This window comes from Archaeoglobus neptunius (genome assembly GCF_016757965.1).
GTDB lineage: Archaea > Halobacteriota > Archaeoglobi > Archaeoglobales > Archaeoglobaceae > Archaeoglobus > Archaeoglobus neptunius.
Window position 1 is genome coordinate 118,380 of sequence record NZ_JAEKIW010000001.1, and the last position, 18,630, is coordinate 137,009.

20 protein-coding genes and 1 pseudogene are annotated in these 18,630 nt (G+C 44.0%); 11 read left to right on the forward strand and 10 right to left on the reverse strand.

Translation table 11 applies throughout. The annotated features are described in order from the left end of the window. Positions 1-39 precede the first annotated feature (39 nt). Genes JFQ59_RS00660 through JFQ59_RS00685 form a run of 6 tightly spaced genes read right to left on the reverse strand, consistent with a single transcriptional unit; the run spans position 40 to position 5,565 of the window. The gene (locus JFQ59_RS00660) at positions 40-981 is read right to left on the reverse strand and encodes a branched-chain amino acid ABC transporter permease (protein ID WP_202318461.1); all 942 of its coding nucleotides are present in this window, start codon (positions 979-981) and stop codon (positions 40-42) included. Continuing rightward, positions 978-1,838, reverse strand: a complete 861-nt coding sequence (locus JFQ59_RS00665) for a branched-chain amino acid ABC transporter permease (protein ID WP_202318462.1) — start codon at positions 1,836-1,838, stop codon at positions 978-980. The genes JFQ59_RS00660 and JFQ59_RS00665 overlap by 4 nt, the downstream gene beginning before the upstream one ends. Positions 1,839-1,842: 4 nt before the next feature. Then, positions 1,843-2,415: a flavodoxin family protein gene (locus JFQ59_RS00670; RefSeq protein WP_202318463.1), complete on the reverse strand. Its 573-nt coding sequence runs from the start codon at positions 2,413-2,415 to the stop codon at positions 1,843-1,845. 4 nt (positions 2,416-2,419) lie between these two features. Further along, positions 2,420-2,950 carry an NHL repeat-containing protein gene (locus tag JFQ59_RS00675; protein WP_202318464.1) on the reverse strand — a complete coding sequence of 177 codons (531 nt, stop codon included), beginning with the start codon at positions 2,948-2,950 and terminating at the stop codon, positions 2,420-2,422. Positions 2,951-2,954: 4 nt separating this feature from the next. Then, complete coding sequence (locus tag JFQ59_RS00680; RefSeq protein WP_202318465.1) at positions 2,955-3,986, reverse strand: 3-oxoacyl-ACP synthase; 1,032 nt, start codon at positions 3,984-3,986, stop codon at positions 2,955-2,957. Between the two features lie 4 nt (positions 3,987-3,990). After that, a complete protein-coding gene (locus JFQ59_RS00685) occupies positions 3,991-5,565 on the reverse strand; it encodes a class I adenylate-forming enzyme family protein (RefSeq protein WP_330999817.1) in 1,575 nt (524 codons plus the stop codon). A 93-nt stretch (positions 5,566-5,658) separates the two neighbouring features. Here JFQ59_RS00685 and JFQ59_RS00690 point away from each other — a divergent pair, with 93 nt between their 5' ends. The 11 genes and pseudogenes from JFQ59_RS00690 to JFQ59_RS00735 all read left to right on the forward strand — a co-directional run bounded on the left by JFQ59_RS00690 (position 5,659) and on the right by JFQ59_RS00735 (position 13,931). Continuing rightward, the gene (locus JFQ59_RS00690) at positions 5,659-6,309 is read left to right on the forward strand and encodes an IS1096 element passenger TnpR family protein (protein ID WP_202318467.1); all 651 of its coding nucleotides are present in this window, start codon (positions 5,659-5,661) and stop codon (positions 6,307-6,309) included. Between the two features lie 32 nt (positions 6,310-6,341). Next, positions 6,342-6,994 (forward strand): annotated as a pseudogene (locus JFQ59_RS00695) (tyrosine-type recombinase/integrase). A 28-nt stretch (positions 6,995-7,022) separates the two neighbouring features. Next, the gene (locus JFQ59_RS12720) at positions 7,023-7,163 is read left to right on the forward strand and encodes a tyrosine-type recombinase/integrase (protein ID WP_202318469.1); all 141 of its coding nucleotides are present in this window, start codon (positions 7,023-7,025) and stop codon (positions 7,161-7,163) included. 170 nt (positions 7,164-7,333) lie between these two features. Continuing rightward, positions 7,334-9,145: an EVE domain-containing protein gene (locus JFQ59_RS00705; RefSeq protein ID WP_202318470.1), complete on the forward strand. Its 1,812-nt coding sequence runs from the start codon at positions 7,334-7,336 to the stop codon at positions 9,143-9,145. A gap of 173 nt (positions 9,146-9,318) precedes the next feature. Beyond that, positions 9,319-9,516 (forward strand): hypothetical protein, encoded by a 198-nt coding sequence (locus JFQ59_RS00710; RefSeq protein WP_202318471.1) that lies wholly within the window; start codon positions 9,319-9,321, stop codon positions 9,514-9,516. Next, entirely contained in the window at positions 9,509-9,880 is a 372-nt protein-coding gene (locus JFQ59_RS00715; protein ID WP_202318472.1) for a type II toxin-antitoxin system RelE family toxin, read from the forward strand. The genes JFQ59_RS00710 and JFQ59_RS00715 overlap by 8 nt, the downstream gene beginning before the upstream one ends. A gap of 261 nt (positions 9,881-10,141) precedes the next feature. Next, entirely contained in the window at positions 10,142-10,210 is a 69-nt protein-coding gene (locus tag JFQ59_RS12725; RefSeq protein ID WP_407928327.1) for a hypothetical protein, read from the forward strand. Between the two features lie 165 nt (positions 10,211-10,375). Beyond that, entirely contained in the window at positions 10,376-11,629 is a 1,254-nt protein-coding gene (locus JFQ59_RS00720; protein ID WP_202318473.1) for an ABC transporter substrate-binding protein, read from the forward strand. A gap of 39 nt (positions 11,630-11,668) precedes the next feature. After that, complete coding sequence (locus tag JFQ59_RS00725; RefSeq protein ID WP_202318474.1) at positions 11,669-12,406, forward strand: ABC transporter ATP-binding protein; 738 nt, start codon at positions 11,669-11,671, stop codon at positions 12,404-12,406. After that, positions 12,390-13,106 (forward strand): ABC transporter ATP-binding protein, encoded by a 717-nt coding sequence (locus tag JFQ59_RS00730; protein ID WP_202318475.1) that lies wholly within the window; start codon positions 12,390-12,392, stop codon positions 13,104-13,106. Before JFQ59_RS00725 ends, JFQ59_RS00730 begins: the two co-directional genes overlap by 17 nt. Before the next feature lie 9 nt (positions 13,107-13,115). Beyond that, positions 13,116-13,931: an alpha/beta fold hydrolase gene (locus JFQ59_RS00735; protein WP_230972171.1), complete on the forward strand. Its 816-nt coding sequence runs from the start codon at positions 13,116-13,118 to the stop codon at positions 13,929-13,931. On the opposite strand, the gene JFQ59_RS00740 is transcribed toward JFQ59_RS00735, so the two are convergent. The 4 genes from JFQ59_RS00740 to JFQ59_RS00755 all read right to left on the reverse strand — a co-directional run bounded on the left by JFQ59_RS00740 (position 13,920) and on the right by JFQ59_RS00755 (position 18,630). After that, on the reverse strand, positions 13,920-14,636 hold the full coding sequence (locus tag JFQ59_RS00740) for a helix-turn-helix domain-containing protein (protein ID WP_202318477.1): 717 nt from the start codon (positions 14,634-14,636) through the stop codon (positions 13,920-13,922). The genes JFQ59_RS00735 and JFQ59_RS00740 overlap by 12 nt on opposite strands. A 245-nt stretch (positions 14,637-14,881) precedes the next feature. Beyond that, a complete protein-coding gene (locus tag JFQ59_RS00745; RefSeq protein WP_202318478.1) occupies positions 14,882-15,835 on the reverse strand; it encodes an electron transfer flavoprotein subunit alpha/FixB family protein in 954 nt (317 codons plus the stop codon). After that, positions 15,835-16,578 carry an electron transfer flavoprotein subunit beta/FixA family protein gene (locus JFQ59_RS00750; protein ID WP_202318479.1) on the reverse strand — a complete coding sequence of 248 codons (744 nt, stop codon included), beginning with the start codon at positions 16,576-16,578 and terminating at the stop codon, positions 15,835-15,837. The genes JFQ59_RS00745 and JFQ59_RS00750 overlap by 1 nt, the downstream gene beginning before the upstream one ends. Before the next feature lie 75 nt (positions 16,579-16,653). After that, positions 16,654-18,630 carry a 3-hydroxyacyl-CoA dehydrogenase/enoyl-CoA hydratase family protein gene (locus JFQ59_RS00755; protein WP_202318480.1) on the reverse strand — a complete coding sequence of 659 codons (1,977 nt, stop codon included), beginning with the start codon at positions 18,628-18,630 and terminating at the stop codon, positions 16,654-16,656.

The following is an 18,630-nucleotide window of genomic DNA, read 5'->3' on the forward strand; positions in this document are numbered from 1 at the left end:
CGGTTAACGTTAATCTACGTCCCGTTTCTAACTTAAAAATTATGATAAATATTGATCAGCCTGCCTGTTATGCCGTTTCAGTCTAACCCTATCCCACAATCCCATCAGCCCGCTGGGAAACAATACTATCACCGCTATCAAAATCAGCCCATACACGATCATATGCCCGTAAGTTATCGTAACTCTGAGCTGTTCTTCCATAACTCTGAGTATCGCTGCTCCGAGAACTGGGCCGAAAGTTGTACCCATTCCTCCAAAGACCGCCATTGCGAGAACTGCAAGTGCTATCCCGACGTTAAACGCTATCTCAGGATTTACGAATGCAATATAGTGGACGTAAAAAGCTCCCATCAAACCCGGAAATATTGATGAAATCGTGAAGATTAGCAATATCGTTTTTGTTACATTAATCCCAACTGTCCTTGCCACAATCTCATTGCTCGCCATGACCTTCATGGCATAATACAACCTCGACCTGTTCAGCAGTGCTGATGTTACCACAGTAACAATGGCAATTGTCAGAGCGAGAATGTAGGCGGCATACATATTCCCGCCAAATATGGGTTCATCGAGAGTTATTCCTCCCGCCCCTCCCGTGTAATCGCTGAGCTGTAGAATGGCTATGTGCATAAAGCCCGCAAAAGCCAAGGTTGCAATGGCGAAGTACATTCCTCTGAGCCTGAGTGTGGCCAAACCGAGGCAGAACGCTGCCATTCCCGAACTCAACCCACCTGCTATTATTCCGATTAGCGGATCAAAGCCTTTCATATACAGCAATACCGACACATACGCTCCAATTCCAAAGAATGCATGATGGGCAAAGGAAATCTGCCCGGTTCTCGCCAGAATGTCCCAGCTCAAAGCCAGAGAGGCGTATATGAATATAAGCACGAGAAGATCGAGGTAGTAGGTTGAGGTGAGGATGAATGGGAATACCAAAAGAAGGCCAACCAGTATTATTGACACTACAGCACTCCTCATATTACTTCCCCCGTTCTGAAAGACCTGTAGATTAAAACAAGCATGATTATGGCGAAGAAGACGGCATCAGCCCATCCCGGACCGAAATACCCTTTGACAAATGATTCACTCAGACCCAGCAGTAGAGATGCCCATATCACCCCATACAGGTTGCCCAAGCCTGCCACAACGATTATGCAGAACGCCTTCAGAGTTAAGATGTCACCAACATAGGGAGTTATGTACCCGACCAAAAGCCAGAAAACTCCTGCAAAAGATCCGAGAGCTATTGACACTCCGAACGTGACGAGATAAACTCTGTTTACATCTATCCCCACCAATGCGGCCCCTTTCGGATTTTGACTGACAGCCCTTATCGATTTACCCATGCTCGTCTTTGTCAGAAAGAGATGAAGGAAGAGGCAGACAGAGAAGGCGACGAGCAGAATTGCGGCAGACAACGAGCCGATCTGAGCGATGCCGAGGGAGAGGGATATTGCCTGATAACCAGTTGAGACGAACCTGACGTTTGATGACCAGAAAAGCTCCATCAAGCTTGAGAGAACGACGGCAATGCCGAAAGTCAGGATTAGCTGGTTGATGTGTGGTGCATCGAGCACGTGCTTCACAACTCCCCGATATACCAAAGCACCGAGAACGAATCCGGTTGGAACCGTCACGAGTAAAGATGCCAGTGGATCCAGCCCGTAGATTCTCCAGAACCAGTAGGTCAGGTAAGTTGTAAAAATAAGTAGGTTACCGTGAGAGATGTTGAGTATCCCGAGAACGCCAACACTCAGGGCTAAGCCAAGAGCGACCATGATGTAGATTCCCGAATTGACAAGACCGTTAACCAGTATTTGAGCAAAGAATTCCACGCGATCACCTTCTGGTTTTTTCAAGAAGCCAGTACACGTTCTCTGCGAAATGTTTGACGATCATTATACCCTCCTCATCGTTGGCAGCATCTCTCGCTCCCTTAGCTCCCGCAACCATCACATTCCAGTAAATCGACCCCGGCACTATGAAATCGTTTATAAAGAACCACGAAAGCAGTTGGGTGAAGGCTGTGTTATGTCCCGCCCTTCTTGCCACAGTTATTGGACCACCAATCTTTCTCGAAAAAGTCCCTTTCCGGAAGGTTGAGAACCCCGCTCTTACAAGCAGAGACCAGAGTGTCGGATGAGCATAGCCGTAATGCACCGGAGAAGCGGCGATTATAGCGTCAGCCTCGACCATCTTGCCAAAGACTTCCTTGAAATCATCCCCACTCTGAACGCACTCTCCCCTATCCCAGCACTTGTAGCAAGCCCTGCACGGATTTATTTTTTTGTTCCGCAACAGTACCATCTCCACTTCGCACCCCTTCTCTTCGAGATGGTCAAGAGCAACCTTAACAAAGTATTCCGTGTTGGAATCACTTCTCGGACTTCCGACCAATCCCAAAACCTTCATGAATTCACCCCGCAGGAGCGAACACCTGAATCCGATTTAAAAGTCCGTCTGCAACATATAAATAACCTGACGAGTTTATTCCGATCCCCATCGGGCTGAAGAAGTTACCGGGTGTGGCACTGAACCTGCCAAACTCGCAGATGAAATCGCCGTTGTTCGTGAACTTCTGGATGCGGTTGTTTGCGGCATCGGTTACGATTATACTACCGGCACCATCAACCTCGACTCCGAAAGGTAGGTCGAACTTACCGGGAGACGATCCAAGCTCACCAAATTTGTTTAGAGCCGAGCCCTGAGCTGACAGCTTTACGATCCTGCAGTTCCCCATATCTGAAACGTAAATATTACCCCAGCTATCTTTTGCGATACCAACGGGTGATGAAAAATATAACTTACCATCTTCAGGAATTACACCCCACGTATCCACGTGAACGTAACTGCTTGCAAAAGCTTTGGCTGCAGGCATTTTACCAAAAAGCCAGAAGCTGATGACGGTTAAAGAGGTTTTCAGCAGATCTCTCCTCAATACACGCACATTGTCACCCCCATTTTATGGCCGTAGCTCCCCAGCTGAAACCCGTTCCAGCTCCAACAGCGACTACCAAGCTACCATTTTTGACTTTACCCTGCTTCACACCCAGATCCAGTGATAGAACCCAGTCTGTTGATTGAAGATGGCCATACTCGTCCAGACTTGAGGAGTGCTGCATTTCGTTGAGGCCAAGCTCGCTGAGAATCTGTCTCCTGAATGAGGGTATTAGATGTAGCAAAGCCACGTAGTCTATGTCCTCATCCGTATATCCGCTTTTCCTTACAGACTCTCTGATTACTCTAACAAAATTTGCTTTGGAAAGGTCTCTGAAATCCCTGTAACCTTTTCTCGGCTTGCTCATCTTCTCCCTGTGGCTGCTTGCAACACCGATGTACCGCATCTTTTCTTTTGGCAGCTCACTCAAAATGCCCTTCGATCCCGAATTGTTGTAAACGTGGTTGTAGTAACCGTCTGTGACGAAAAAGCCTGAAAGGACTCTGTTTTTCCTGTATCCCTTTTTCAGCCACACAGCACTCGCCCCATCTGCAAAATCCCACATAAAGCTGGTATCCCTATCTCTGTAATCAATCAGATAGGATTCCTTCGTACCGGAAACTACCAGTGCATTTTCCCATTCATCGTCACTCAAAAGAAGAGTTTTCACCTGATATAGGGCTAAAGGGCCGGCAAAACAGAGGGCATGGAGATCATAACACCAAGCGTTCTCAGCTCCTATTCTGTGCTGTATCTCCGGAGCTACCGGCCATACATAGTAGTCCGTGAACTGACTTCCATTGTAAACGATTATGTCGATATCGAGCGGATCGAGCGAGGTTTTATCGATGAGCATCTTAGCAGCTTTAACACACATATCCGAAACATGCTCATCGGGGGCAGAGATGCACTTTCTTATTATTCCGAACTTTTCTTTCAACACTTTTGCATCGATTCCGTGGATAATTGTTTCCTTCGCAATATCCTCTGCCGTAACGAAATTATCCGGAATGTATATCGCCCAATCAACTATGCCTACTGACAAAAACTTACACCTCCTCGTAGAGTTCCTTTACTCTTCTCTTGTCTATCTTACCGGTTTCAGCCTTAGGTAGTTCATCAACTATCACGACCTTTCTTGGCTTTTTGAACGAACCCAGTATTTTTGCAACGTGCTCCTGTATCTCCTCTGGTGTCAGTGATTCACCCCTCTTAGGAACCACTATGGCCTTCGGCGTTTGCCCCCATACCTCATGTTTACCCCTCACAACAACAACATCGGCAACCTTGGGGTGGGAATAGATCGCCTTTTCGATTTCGGCAGGGTATATGTTCTCCCCACCGCTTATTATCATGTCATCCACCCTTCCCATTACGTAGATGTACCCCTCCTCATCTATCATCCCGATATCTCCCGTGAAAATCCACCCATCCTTGAACTTCTTTTTCTCGTCTTCCGGCCTGTTCCAGTACCCAACAGCTCCTGTTGGCTCCTGTCTCACAACGATCTCTCCAATCTTCCCTCTCTCAACCTCATTGCCGCTCTCATCCACAATTTTAACCTCAACAAACGGTGGTGGTAATCCAACACACTCGCTGCCCTTCTCAAGAATTGGATGGTCTGCTCCAACTGCAGGACCGCAAACACCCGTCGCACCGGTCTCTGTAAGCCCGTAACCGCCCAAGTACTTTATACCCAGCCTGATGAACGCTTCCCTCAACTCTCTGGGTTGAGGTTCTCCCCCTCCGCAAACCGCTCTCAGTGATTGAACATAGTTTTCCCATCCCTCAACCTGAATCATCATTTTGAACTGCGTGGCTATGCCAAAGAGAAACGTTACACCGTATTTTTTGATGATCTCAAGCGACTCCTTCGCCTCCCACCTATCTTTCAGCACAGTCGTGCCCTGAAACATCAGTGTGGAAAGCTGAAAACAGGTTATGCCTCCGGCATGAAACATTGGTGGAGCGCCATAATAAACGTCATCTGGAGTTAGTTCGGCTGCCATGTGATTTGCCAAAGATGCAAAGAATATGCTCCGGTGTGTATGCTTTACACCTTTCGGTCTGCCGGTTGTACCTGCTGTAAAAAGTATCATGCTCAAATCATCGGGTTCTGTTGAAATTTCCGGTTCCTCATCCGAACTGGCTTTTATCAATTCGTAAAAGCTTTCAGCTTCGAGCTTAACCTTCTCCGACACTTCGATGAGCTGAATGCTCTTTGGCCTGATCCTCTCAATCTTGTCGCTGAAAGCTGCGTCGTATATCAGAACTTTTGGCCGAGCATCGTTAATGAGAAATTCAATTTCACTGTCGGAAAGTCTGAAGTTCGCTGGTGTGTACACAGCATCTATTTTCAGACATGCGAGGATTGTTTCAAGGGTCTCTATCCCATTCTGCATCAGGACAAATACTCTATCTCCTTTCTCCACATAGTCTAACAGGGCGTTTGCCAGCTTGTTAGTTTCTAAATTCAGCTCTTTGTAAGTAAACGATCTCTCCTTTCCGGCATCTATCACGGCTGTTTTATCCGGCACAACTTCAGCATTTCTGGCAATCACCTTGGAGACATTATACACTGAACCGTTTGCAGGATACGCACTTCTCAATTTCACATCCACCACCAATTCTGGAAAATTTATGATGACATTATAAAACGTAAAGTTAACAGGTTAACGTTAAGAAAATCAATTAAAAACAATCGTGGGCATTGCATCATGCGAGGCAAATGTTACATCTGCAACAAAACGTTCAGCAAGGCTGGAATGGTGAAACATATGAAAACGCACCTGAAGAATAATGGAGATACAAGGCTTTTCCACGTCGTGGTTGATGGATTGTATCAGCCAGAGTACTGGCTTCACATCGAAATTCCCGCAGATGCCAAGTTTAAAGACCTTGATAAGTTCTTAAGAGAGATATGGCTTGAATGCTGCGGGCATTTGAGTGCTTTCGAAATTGACGGTGTCAACTATCATTCCAAGTACTTTGATTTTGATCTGGACCCATCAGCGAGAGATACGGATATACCGCTGAGCAGAGTTCTAAGCGTGGGAATGGAGTTCTACCACATCTACGACTTTGGTTCTTCAACGGAGCTGAGGCTCAGGATTGTAGGAGAGAGAATGGGCAAAACTGAGGAGAAAGTCAGGATTCCTGCAAGGAACGAACCGCCCGACATAAGATGCAGTTGTGGTAAAAAGGCGAGATGGATCTGCATGCAGTGTTTTGTTGATAATCTGGGGGAGAACTGCTATTTCTGCGATGGATGTGCAAAAGAGCACGAATGCGGCGAAGATATGCTTTTACCGGTGGTTAACTCACCAAGATGCGGTGTTTGTGGGTATGAAGGTGGTAAATACGATTGAAAGGGTAAAATGATAAAGTTTGGCTTTACGAGCTGAAGAAAGAACTTGTGACAAGGAAATATAGCAGGAGAACGGTAAAGTTCTACCTGCATTACAATGAAGAATTTTTGAAGTTCTACAATAAAAGCCCATACCAGGTATCAAATGAAGATGTGAGGGATTACCTGTATTATCTGGCAGAGAAGAAGAACTGTTCGGCTTCAACTCTGAACATAGCAATAAATGCACTGAAGTTTTACTACGGCGAGGTGCTGAAGCGGAGATTTGCTTACAGCATCAGAAGGCCAAAGAAGGACAAAAGATTGCCTGTTGTTTTAGGTCAGGAGGAGGTTTCGATGATTTTGTCATCGATTACCAACATCAAGCAGAGGCTGATTTTAATGTTCATGTATTCCGCTGGGTTGAGAGTTGGAGAGGTTGTAAGGCTCAGGATTGAAGATGTTGATGTGAAGAGAAAATTGATCAGGGTAAGGGGTGGAAAGGGAAGAAAAGATCGCTATACAATTCTTTCCGAAGTTGCGATGGAAACTTTCAAGAATATATTGAAAGATGCAGGCCGGAAAAATGGCTTTTTCCGGGGCAGAGAAGAGATAAAAACATATCAACCAGAACGGTTCAGGCAATCTTTGAAAAAGCAAAGGATAGGGCTGGAATAAAGAAGGACGCTACCGTTCACTCTTTATGACATTCATTCGCCACCCATCTGCTCGAAAGTGGATTTGAGATGCATTCAGGAGTTGCTTGGACACAAAAGCTCAAAAACGACAGAGATTTATACTCATGTAGCAATGAAAGATTTGAGGAGGATAAGAAGTCCACTGGATATGCTGGGAGGTGATAGAGGGAATGGTTGAAAAGTTCGTATATCCTGCCGAAAAGGAGATAGTATGAAATTCACATATCTTCCCAAATTAGACCAAAAAGCGAAGTTCGTATATACTAAGTTCAACGAAATGCTCGCTCCGGCGCCTAGATAGAATGATTTAAAAACATGAAAATAACTCATTAATTGAGGAAACTAACCATGATGAAAAAGGCTGTGGTTTGGGATCCGGTAATGAGATCTTCAGCAAGAAAATATGACCCTTGTATACAGATAGAAAAAGGTAGGTGTAAAATAAAGTGCGAAGATTGTAAAATAACCCTTATTGCAGATAGATTTCTAGGTGAAGAATTTCAGAGAGAAATTTTAGGAAAACTTGGTAAAAGCAAAGGAAGATACCCATATGTGATAATCGTTGATACTCTTGGCTGTAATTTAAGGTGCTGGTTCTGCTATGCGTACAAATTTTTTGATAAAAGATCTGCGGAAGAAAACGATTGTGAAATTTCTTATGTCTCGCCTACAAGACTTGCCGAACAATTTGCTTGTAAAATTAGAAAATTATCAAAATTTGAAGAACTACTTAAGATTGCAGAGGAAAAAGAAAAGAAGGATGGTGGATGTAAAGGAGCTGTTAAGCACCTAAAAATGAAGCTTCCTTTGATGAGGGTTAGAATATCTGGGGGTGAACCAATTTTTTCTAATAAAGAAACTCTTTTAGACCCAATCGATCAAAATAACTTGATAATTTCGACGATAAAATTCTGGTTACAATTTTTTGAAGAATTAGATAAACATATTGGAGAAATCAAGAAGGAAGGAAAATTAAACATTATAGAGAAAAATAAAATAAAAAATAAAGAATGGAAAGGTGATCTCCCATTTCCAACATGTATTGCAGAAAGACCTGGAAGATTAAATGTAAGATTCGATACAAATGGTATTTTGTTTGGGAATTGGAAAGTTGCAGAAGCTTTTATAGGAGGTTTATTCGATCTTTTCAAACAAAACAAGTTGAATAATTTGTTTATACAAATTGATTATTCTTTTAAAGGAGCTACTCCTGTTGAATACTGGTGGTCACAACGAAAAAAGCTACCGGTTGATTCTTCAAAAATAAATTTTGATTACAAACTTGATGAACATCCTCAATGGAATGGGTATAAAAATATTATCGAAGTAATCAATAAATATTGTAAACAAGATAAAAGTTTCTCGGATTGTGTTGGAATTACGGTTGAAAAGGGAATTGATCATCATATCCCATATAAAACATACCTGTATTGCAGAGAAGCACTTAACTGGAGTAAATTTTCCGAGAAAACAGGAATAAAATTTTCTGTTGTAAACAATCCAATTGAAATGTTTAACTGGAGGAATTGGAGGCCGAAAACATGTTTTATAGAGAATGGTGCAAACATAAAGATAATTGATAAGAATGGTGACGAATTTGATCTAAGTAAGAATCCAGACATTGACGAATTTGATAGTTTTAGAAGAAAACATTATCCCGACTGTTATTTCTTAATTTACCCAATAGATGAGAAAATAACATTGAAGAAGAAACAAAAAGGAATTCGAAAAAGACTGCCACCCTCACAAACGAAACTAGTGGAAATAATACCTACAGGATGGGTATTCTCGGGGTCGCCAGTAAATTGGAAAGTTGCGTTGAAGGAAATGAAGTGGGGACTAAAGAAAAAACATGAAAAGATTTGGAAAAGAATAAGATCGGGTGACTACGTATTGTTTTATGTTACAAGACCCTACAGTAGAATTATAGGGTTTGCACGTGTGAAAAAAATAGTAGAAGAAGACCTCCCTCTCTGGCCAGACGAAATAAAAGAACACGAGGTAAAGTATCCCCTCAGAATTATCTTTGAAAAAGTTAAAATTATAGAAGATTGGAACAAAGGATTAAAACCTAGTAAACTAAATGTACGACATGGAATAAACCCAATATACGAAAGACAAGAATTAGAAACAATCATTCAAAATTTAAGCAAACTATAATCTTGGCGCCTCCGCTCGCACTCAAATCCCTTCGGGATTTGCCCTATCGGGTCGTTGAACAGCGGATAAACGACTCGCTTACGCTCGTCCAAATGCCTTGTAGCACTTCGTTTATCCCCAAAACGTTAGGCGAAATTTCTTATAATTGTAGTCAGTAGAAGGAGGCGTTGACAATGGAAATGAAAGTGAAGGATGTAACAGTCGGAGAGTTGAAGTCCTTGATATCAGATGCAGTCAAAGAAAGTCTTGAAGATTTAATCGAGGATATGGTGGCACTTTCAAGCGATGAATACCTACGCTCAATTGAAGAGGCGAGAACTGATTATAAAGAGGGCAGAATAAAATATCTTGAGGAAATCTCTGATGTATAAAGTAGTATTTACCCAAAGGGCGTTGAAAGATTGGAAAAACCTTGATAAAGAGGCTCAAGATAGAATCGCTACGAAACTAAAGGAATATGCTAAGGAACCTTTTAAGTATGCCAGAAAATTGATACATCCCAAGATAGGAACATACAGATTCAGAATAGGTGATTATAGAGTCATATTTGATATTGATTTGGACACAGAAAGAGCATTTACAAATGACGAAACTTCGCCTAACAGGAGCATATCCGACTTCACTTTGCTTAACCAAATTCCTCGCTTCACTCGGAACTTCGGATACTTCCAAACGTTAGCAAAAATTCCGCACGCTGCCTTGAAAATATTTAAAACTGAGAGTAAAATAAAGTAATTAGGCGGCAAAAATGATCTCTTGACGAAATAAAGAAAACACGAAAAAGAAATGGGCACCTACGGCTCTTATTTAAGAGGGGAGGCAAAAAAGGGAGTGATGTTGATATGTCTATGAAAAGGAAGATCGGTGATTACATAGAAGCTATGGTAATGCAATGGAATTTTTGGTATCCTTAACAAAGTCATCCGGATTCCATGTCTTTTGTAAAATTGTAGTTGGAAAAGAATATCCGACATTCCTTGGCGAAGTATAGCTGGAATGAGAGATAAGGTTATACATGCCTATAAGAGTTTGGGAGGTTGTAAAAAGAGATATGCCAAAGCTTAAGCCTACATTTGAACAGGAGTTAAAAGAATGAATTCAGCACCGACAGCGAACATTCTGCGGGTTTTGCACCTGCTCTTTGGGTTACCCAACAATCCTTGTTTAAATGCAAAAACGTTAACTGGTTAACTTAACATTTTATAACTGAAAATTCTAACAATTTTCTCCATGAGAGGAGTTGTGAAAACGATCAGAAGTGCTGCTGTGATTGTCTTATTAGTGGCGCTGCTTTTGGCCGGCTGTGCCCAGCAAGCTGTTCAGCAACCGTCCGAATCCGAAAAGACCCCTACAACAGAAACGAAAGAACCCATTAAAATTGGTGCAGCAATTCCACTAACAGGCCCGGGTTCTCTCACGGGTTTAGAGTTGCAAAGAGGTATGAAACTTGCTGAAAAGGAGATAAATTCTGCAGGAGGAGTTCTGGGAAGACCTATTAAAATAATATTCGAAGACACTAAGACGAACCCTGACGCTGCAAAATCGGCAGTGAAAAGACTCGCCGAAATAGAGAATGTCGATGTTTTGACAGGAATAATGTCCAGCTCGGTGTTTGCAGGAGTTATACCGGATCTAAAAAGGTATCAAAAGGTGACGCTCATCGTTGGTGCCGCATACTCTCCTTTCGAGGAAAAATTCAAAGATGATGACTGGTTCTTCCACGTACATCCGTACGATTACCACAACGTAAAGTTCTACGCAAAGTTCCTGAAGGATATTGGAGTAAAAAGCATAGTTCTGTTCTACGAAAGTGGAGCATTTGGAACCGGTTCCAAGAAACAGATAGAGGAGACTTTCCCCGATTACGGAATACAGGTTCTCGACTCGCTTGAATTTACAAGCGGTTCGGGAGATTTCAGGTCTCTGATAACCAGAGCAAAGCAGCTCAACCCTGATGCTTTGCTATGGGTCGGTTACGAGGTTGACGCTTTGCCAATTGTTCTGCAATGTAAAGAACTCGACTTCAATCCGAAAATTATAGCCGGCAGCCCACCGAGCTGGTCAAAGGAGTTCATGCAATCTAAGGAGTCCGAGTACGTCATCGGCATATCCTACTGGAACGAATACCTACCAACGGAAGAAAGCAAGAAATTCGTAGAGAAGTACAAGGAAGAGTACGGTGTTGCCCCACTCAACTATTTCGCAGTTATCGGCTATTCCACGATAATGGCTGTGGCTAAGGGAATAGAGAAGGCGGGAAGTGTGGAGAAAGATAAGTTGATAAAGGGTCTCGAACAGGTTGAGCTTAACACACCGATGGGCACACTGAGGTTCGCCCCAAGTAAGTACATAAAGCACCAAGGATTCACGGATGGGAACGGTGTCGGATTCCAGTGGAGGGAGAGTAAGCAAATCCCCGTATATCCGCCTGAAATAGCTGTGGAAAATGTAGTGTATCCGGTTCCAAAATGGTCAGAAAGGTAATTAATTTTAAATTTTTTAGATTTTTATCAAGGTGATCACGTGGCAATAATCGAAGGTATAAACCTGACTAAGAGATTTGGAGGACTGGTGGCAGTAAATGAGCTGAGCTTCGAGCTGAATGATCGAGAGATTCTGTCAATCATCGGACCGAATGGAGCTGGAAAAACGACTTTACTGAACCTGATATCGGGAGTTTACTATCCCGATAGTGGAAAATTGATGTATAAAGGCAGAGACATAACCAAATTGGGGCCGGATGCAAGATGTAAAATGGGCATAGGTAGAACCTTTCAAATTCTCTCCCCTTTACCAGACCTGAGTGTTCTAGAAAATGTCATGGTCGGTTGTCTTTTCGGTAGAGGGGGCAAAATATCAATTTCCGAGGCCAGAAAAGAGGCAACAAAGGTTCTTGAGTTCGTCGAGCTATCGGAAAAAGCAGATTACGGAATTGAATCACTGACCACTCTGGAGCTGAAAAAACTTGAATTGGCACGAGCTCTGGCAACAGAACCCGAAATTTTGCTTTTAGACGAGATAATGACCGGCCTCGCCGCACATGAACTCGACGAGTTTCTACCTCTGGTCGGAAGGATAAGGGAGGAAGGGATATCTATCATTCTGATAGAGCACGTTATGAAGGTTGTAAAGAAGGTATCCGACAGGGTTATCGTCATGGATCAGGGCAGAAAGATCGCAGAAGGGGTGTACGAAGATGTTGCAAAAAATCCGGAAGTTGTAAAGGCCTATCTGGGTGAGGCGTATGAAAGTCTTGCTTGAAGTAGAGGGTTTGAATGTTTATTACGGTAAGCTGCAGGTACTGAGAGATGTGTCACTTAGCGTTGGTGAAAAGGAGACCGTTGCTCTGGTTGGATCTAACGGTGCCGGAAAGACAACTTTGCTCAATGCGATTGCGGGCTTTATAAAAGCTGAAAGTGGCAGAATAGTCTTTGATGGAACGGAGATGACGAACTTGCCGCCCCATCTGATAAGCAGAATGGGAATCTCTTTAGTCCCTCAGGAAAGAGAATTGTTTCCAGAGATGACGGTTCTGGAAAATATCGAACTGGGTGCAGCACACATACCCTCAGCGAGGGATAAGATGGAGGAAAATCTCGAGTTTGTGTTCGAGCTATTTCCCAAACTCAAAGAGAGGATAAACCAGAAGGCAAGAAGTTTGAGCGGTGGGGAGCAGAGAATGTTAGCGATTGCAAGAGCGTTAATGTCAAATCCAAAGCTCCTAATGCTTGACGAGCCATCTCTGGGATTGCAGCCCTCCCTGGTGCTTGAACTATTCTCGGTTCTGGAAACCCTCAACGATAGGGGCTTGGCTGTGCTGATAGTTGAGCAGTACGTGCACAACTGCTTCAGAATTGCCAAAAGAGGATACGTGCTCGAAAACGGGGAGATAGCCATTCAGGGATACTGCACTGATCTTATCGAAAAACCCGAAATCAGAAAAGCTTATTTGGGTGTTTGAATTCTACACATGATAATGGAGCTTAAAGAAAATTATTTTTATTCCGATGGCTGGAGAATTAGATACGTCGATGTTGGAAACGGTGAGCCCGTAGTACTGATTCACGGACTTGGCGAGTGTATCGAAAGCTGGAAATTTCAAATCCCTGAATTATCGAAGTATTTCAGAGTTGTAGCTCTCGATCTGAGAGGTTTTGGAAAGTCGGAAATTCCAGATGGGATAGGCGGTATTGATGATTTCGTAATGGATGTGAAAAATCTGATAGACCATTTAGATCTCAAAAAAGCCAATCTAATAGGATTCTCAATGGGCGGAGTTATATGCTTAGCCCTTTACGAAAAATATCCTGAATACGTAAAATCAATGGTTCTTGCAGATACAATCTCCCATCTCCCACCAACTCTGCTTAAAAAAACACTGGAAACAAGGCTGAAAATTTTAAACGAGTCCGGGATGGAAAAAATATCGGAGTACATTGCGGATATTTCGTTCCACTCTAACAACCCGGAGCTTGTAGAGTTTTTCAAAGATATGATAAGGAAGAACGACAGAGAGTACTACACGAAGGTCACGGTGGCATTCTTGAATTCCGATTACAGACATGTTCTGCCGAAAATAGATGTCCCGACACTGGTTTTGGTTGGAGAATACGACGTTACCACTCCTCCCAGACTGACCGAATACCTCGTAAACAAAATACCGAAGTCAACGCTGCGAATAATCGACAATTCAGCACATCTAACAAAAATGGAGAACCCGGAGGAATTCAACAGATACGTAATTGATTTCTTGCAGAACTTAAAGGTGGTGACCTCAGTCAAATAAGTCTTCTTTCAACTTTGTCGAGATCAATTTCTCTATCACAGGCATTATTCTTCTCTCCGCTCTCCTTATGTTCTTCGACACTCCAGCTCTCGAAATTCTGTAGATCTCAGAAAGGTCTTTAATACTCGCTTTCCTTGGATCGTCGTAGAATCCGAGCTTTATTGCTCCTCTCAGCGTTAATTTTTCTGTGAGTGTCATATTCTCTACTGAATTCAGCAACTCAACCAGAACCGGGAGGTTTTCTATGACCTTTGAAAACTCCTCCAGAGTCAGCCTGTGATGTTTTCTGATCTTAAAGTCATTTGTCTTTTCGAGTTCGTAAAGGGCATTGTCCCTTTCGGACTTCTTATCAAAACCAACTCTCCATACCTCTCTTCCGTTTTTGACTGTGAATGGCCCCACGATGTAGCCGTGGTTTCTTTTAATTATATCCATAGCGTTGGTGTGTTCTACTGTCGTTGTAAGAAGGGCCAGACTGCCTTCGCGGGAAAGGAGTTCGATATTCAGTATTTTAGGTTTAGTTCCGAGGGACTCAAGACAATTCTGAAGCTCTTCCGGGTCTGGGGCAGACATGTAAAACCTCGTTGATAAGGCTCTCTCGTTTTGGAAGTCAAAGTACGTTAGCAGATAGCTGACATCGAAGTCTTCTGAGGTATCTATGAACGGGCAGTCGGACTGTCTCATGTCGAGTGCCAAAATATACATGATTAAATTTTGATTATGTTTTTAAAAAAATTATGGTTAAGTGCCATGATAATGATGGTAATTATAAGATTTTACCTTATCTATAGGAAAAAAATTTAAATACATTGCGTGCGTAGTAATAGTAAGGGGAGGGGGTTATGATGGAGGCAAAACCGGTAATTGATCTGAGAGACATTCTGTTTCTGTCTGCCGGAGCTCTGGTTCTACTAATATTACAGTTGCATTTCGGATAAAAAAGTAAAAAATTAACCTTTAAGCTCTTTTAACTTATCAATAAGCTCAGGAACAACATCGAAAAGGTCAGCCACAACACCGTAGTGTGCCACACCGAATATAGGCGCCTCTGGGTCTTTGTTTATCGCAATTATGAGCTCGCTGTCCTTCATTCCCATAACATGCTGGAAAGCTCCGCTGATGCCGAGAGCGAGGTAGAGCTTTGGCTTAACGACCTTACCCGATATACCAACCTGTCTGTCCTTTGGCAACCATCCGTTGTCTATTACCGGCCTGCTTCCTGCAACAACACCACCAAGCAACTCTGCTAGCTCCTCAGCCAGCTCGATGTTTGATGCGTCTTCAATCCCCCTTCCGACCGAAACGATGATGTCTGCCTGGGTGATGTCAACCTCTCCGACTTCAGGCTCAATGTAGCTGATGAATTTCCTCTTTGATTCCCTGGACGGCTTAATTCCTGCATCTACGATCTCTCCTCCAACTTCCGATCCTTCCTTGAAAATGCCCTGTCTGATTGTCAGAACACATGGTGTCGATTTCAGTTTCAGGTCTACCATCAGCTTCCCCTGCATGAGATATCTGGAGACTTTCACGCCATCGCTGGTATCAACTGCAACAACATCGGTAGCAAGGGGAGCGTTCAGCTTTGCAGCAAGGTAGGGGGCAAACTCACTTCCCTGAGATGTGTTACCCACCAGAATCAGATCGGGGTTTTCCTTCTCAACAAGCTGCAGCAGCACATCGACGTAAAGGTCAGGGGTGTAGTTCTCGAGAGCATCATCCTCGACCTTCCACACTCTGTCGGCATATTTGACAAGCTCCTCTGCATACTTTCCAACGTCCTTCCCGATAACCACTGCCTCTGCTGTTCCGTCCCCCTTTATCTGGTTCGCCAGATTTAGGATTTCTATGCTCAGCGGGTTGAGCTCGTCAAACCTGTATTCAGCAATGCAGAACACCTTCATTATATCAACCCCCTCTCTTTGAATATTGCTATAAGCTTCTCAGCTATCTCTGAAGCATCCCCCTCAATCATTTCGGCCTTCTTGACAGGCGGGAGATACATTTTCTCGATCTCAAGCGTTGAGATCGTTGGAGAAACGTTGACTTCCTTCATCTCTTTGGATTTTGCTCTTTTTATACCCATGATTGACACGTATCTCGGCTCGTTGATACCACTCTGTATCGTCAGAACACATGGGGTTGGCAGCTCTACCTCCTCGAGATATCCTCCCTCAAGCTCCCTCTTTGCGATAACCTTTCCGTCCTCCACCTTCATCTCAGCAACTGCTGTGGCAACAGGCAGATCGAGCATTGCTGCCAGCAAAACGCCAACCTGAGCATTGTTCAGGTCCTGGCTCATCAGACCTGCCATTATAATATCAAACTCCTCATCCTTGAGCGCCTCTTTTATAACCTCCGCAGTCTGATATGCGTCAAAGCTCGTATCTACCGGTATTTTTATTGCCCTGTCCGCACCCATTGCGAGGCATTTTCTGAGGGTATCATCGCAGCTTGTACCCACACCCACGACAACAACTTCACCATCTCTTTCCTCTTTGATTCTGATGGCCTCTTCAACGGCATACCTGTCCCAGTCGTTTATATCGTAGACTAGACCACTCTGGCTAACGCTTTTTCCGTCACTCGCCACACTTATCTCTGACTCCGGATCGGGAGCATGTTTCGCAAGCACGATTATTTTCATTTAACCACCTCCTCTCACCATGATCTTGACCTGAATAAAAAATTTCCCATTTTTAAAAATTTGAAGAAGAAATTTTTACTTTCCTTTGAATTCCGGCTTTCTCCTCTGGAAGAAGGCTGAAACTCCTTCCATCACATCCTGAGTTGAGGTTGCAACGGCAAAGAATCCCGCCTCGATTGCCTGTCCAAGTTCTGCTGGAAGTTCGTAGCCGAAGTTAATCGCGTATTTCGCCGCCCTCAGACTTACTGGCGGTCCAGCAGCGAGCTCCTTGGCCAGAGCCATCACTTCTTCCTCGAACTTATCCGGATCCACGGCTTTGTTGACCAGACCGATTCTTTCCGCTTCATCGGCATCAACCCTTCTGCCGAGCATTATCATTTCCTTGGCTTTAGTAAGGCCAACGAGCTTCGGCAATCTCTGAGTTCCACCCCAGCCCGGTATAAGTGCAAGAGTAATCTCTGTCAGACCAATCTTGCCGCCCCTCTTCATTATTCTGAAGTCGCATGCCAGAGCGAGTTCACAACCTCCTCCAAAGGCATATCCATTTATGGCAGCAATAACAGGCTTGGGGAACCTCTCAATCTGTGTGAACACCCACTGCCCCTTCGCAGCGATCATCATTGCGTTGGCTGGAGCCAGTGCAGACGGATCCTGCATTGCAGTCTGAAGGTCGAATCCGGCCGAGAATGCCTTGTCTCCCGCTCCCGTGATAACAACAACTCTCACCTCATCGTCCTTCTCAAGCAGTCTCAATGCTTCGAAGATTTCATCCAGCGTTTCGAGAGACAGGGCATTGAGCCTCTGCGGGCGGTTTATTATGAGTTTTGCAATTTTGTTCTCGACATCCTTCTCGATTTCGATGTTCTTGAAGGTTACCTCTCCTCCCTTGTAGTTATAAAAGCCCTCGCCACTCTTTACTCCGAGCTTACCATCGCTGACCATTTTCTTCAGGTACTCGGATGGCTTCAGAATTTCGAATCCCTTCTCCTTGTAGAGTTCCTCTTCCTTCGCCAGTATCACGTCAAGGCCGATCTCATCTCCAAGCTCACACGGCCCCTTTGGCATGTTTGTTCCAAGTTTCATTGCTGTGTCAATGTCCTTTGGCTCTGCAACGCCCATCGCAATTAAATCTGCTGCAATGTTTACCATGGGTGCTATCAGTCTGACAGCATCGTACTTTCCGGCAAGTTCCTGCGGGATCTTTGGCCTGCCCGCGCTCCAGTCGTAGAATCCTTTTCCAGACTTCATTCCAAGCTCCTTTGCCTCAAATTTCTCAGCGAGAAGCTTTGATGGCGGGACTATATCCCACTGCTGCCCTGCATGGTATAGGATGTCCAAACCAACGAAGTCTGAAAGCTCAATCGGTCCCATCGGGAAGCTGTACTTGTACATCATTGTTGCATCAATCTCCTCCTTGGTTGCCACTCCCTTCTCGACGTCGTCAATTGCCAGGACGAGGTATGGCACGAGTATTCTGTTAACAATGAACCCTGCAACGTCCTTCTTAACAACAACCGGTACCTTTCCAATGCTTTTTACGAACTCGACACCGAACTTTATCGTCTCGTCACTGGTATTCTCACCCTTGATAACCTCGACAAGGGCCATCACGGGTGGCGGGTTGAAGAAGTGAAGACCGAGGAACTTCTCGGGTCTGTCGGTGGAGTTTCCAAGTTCTGTGATGCTCAAACCAGACGTGTTGCTGGCAAACACGCATTCAGGCTTGGCATACTTTTGAACTTCTGCAAAGACCTGCTTTTTAAGATCCATTATTTCTGGGACAGCTTCGATAACAAGATCGACATCCTTAACCGCTTCTTCCATGTCAAGGGTAAAATGTATTCTTTCAAGGATTTCCTTTGCTTTTTCTTCCTTTATTTTCCCCTTTGAAACAGCCCTCTGGAGATTCTTCTCAATCACCGCTTTTCCTCTGTCCAAAAACTCCTGCTTTATATCTCTAACCCAAACTTCGTAGCCAGCGGTAGCACATACCTGTGCTATACCGCTTCCCATAGCTCCTGCACCAAGAATACAGATTTTCTTTACCTCCAT

Coding starts and splice junctions, on each gene's coding strand:
- JFQ59_RS00705 (WP_202318470.1), top strand. CDS start 7,334: ATGATGAAAAAGGCTGTGGTTTGGGATCCGGTAATGAGATCTTCAGCA.
- JFQ59_RS00660 (WP_202318461.1), bottom strand. CDS start 981: ATGAGGAGTGCTGTAGTGTCAATAATACTGGTTGGCCTTCTTTTGGTA.
- JFQ59_RS00730 (WP_202318475.1), top strand. CDS start 12,390: ATGAAAGTCTTGCTTGAAGTAGAGGGTTTGAATGTTTATTACGGTAAG.
- JFQ59_RS00755 (WP_202318480.1), bottom strand. CDS start 18,630: ATGGAGGTAAAGAAAATCTGTATTCTTGGTGCAGGAGCTATGGGAAGC.
- JFQ59_RS00750 (WP_202318479.1), bottom strand. CDS start 16,578: ATGAAAATAATCGTGCTTGCGAAACATGCTCCCGATCCGGAGTCAGAG.
- JFQ59_RS00710 (WP_202318471.1), top strand. CDS start 9,319: ATGGAAATGAAAGTGAAGGATGTAACAGTCGGAGAGTTGAAGTCCTTG.
- JFQ59_RS00690 (WP_202318467.1), top strand. CDS start 5,659: ATGCGAGGCAAATGTTACATCTGCAACAAAACGTTCAGCAAGGCTGGA.
- JFQ59_RS00670 (WP_202318463.1), bottom strand. CDS start 2,415: ATGAAGGTTTTGGGATTGGTCGGAAGTCCGAGAAGTGATTCCAACACG.
- JFQ59_RS00740 (WP_202318477.1), bottom strand. CDS start 14,636: ATGTATATTTTGGCACTCGACATGAGACAGTCCGACTGCCCGTTCATA.
- JFQ59_RS00715 (WP_202318472.1), top strand. CDS start 9,509: ATGTATAAAGTAGTATTTACCCAAAGGGCGTTGAAAGATTGGAAAAAC.
- JFQ59_RS00745 (WP_202318478.1), bottom strand. CDS start 15,835: ATGAAGGTGTTCTGCATTGCTGAATACAGGTTTGACGAGCTCAACCCG.
- JFQ59_RS00720 (WP_202318473.1), top strand. CDS start 10,376: ATGAGAGGAGTTGTGAAAACGATCAGAAGTGCTGCTGTGATTGTCTTA.
- JFQ59_RS00735 (WP_230972171.1), top strand. CDS start 13,116: ATGATAATGGAGCTTAAAGAAAATTATTTTTATTCCGATGGCTGGAGA.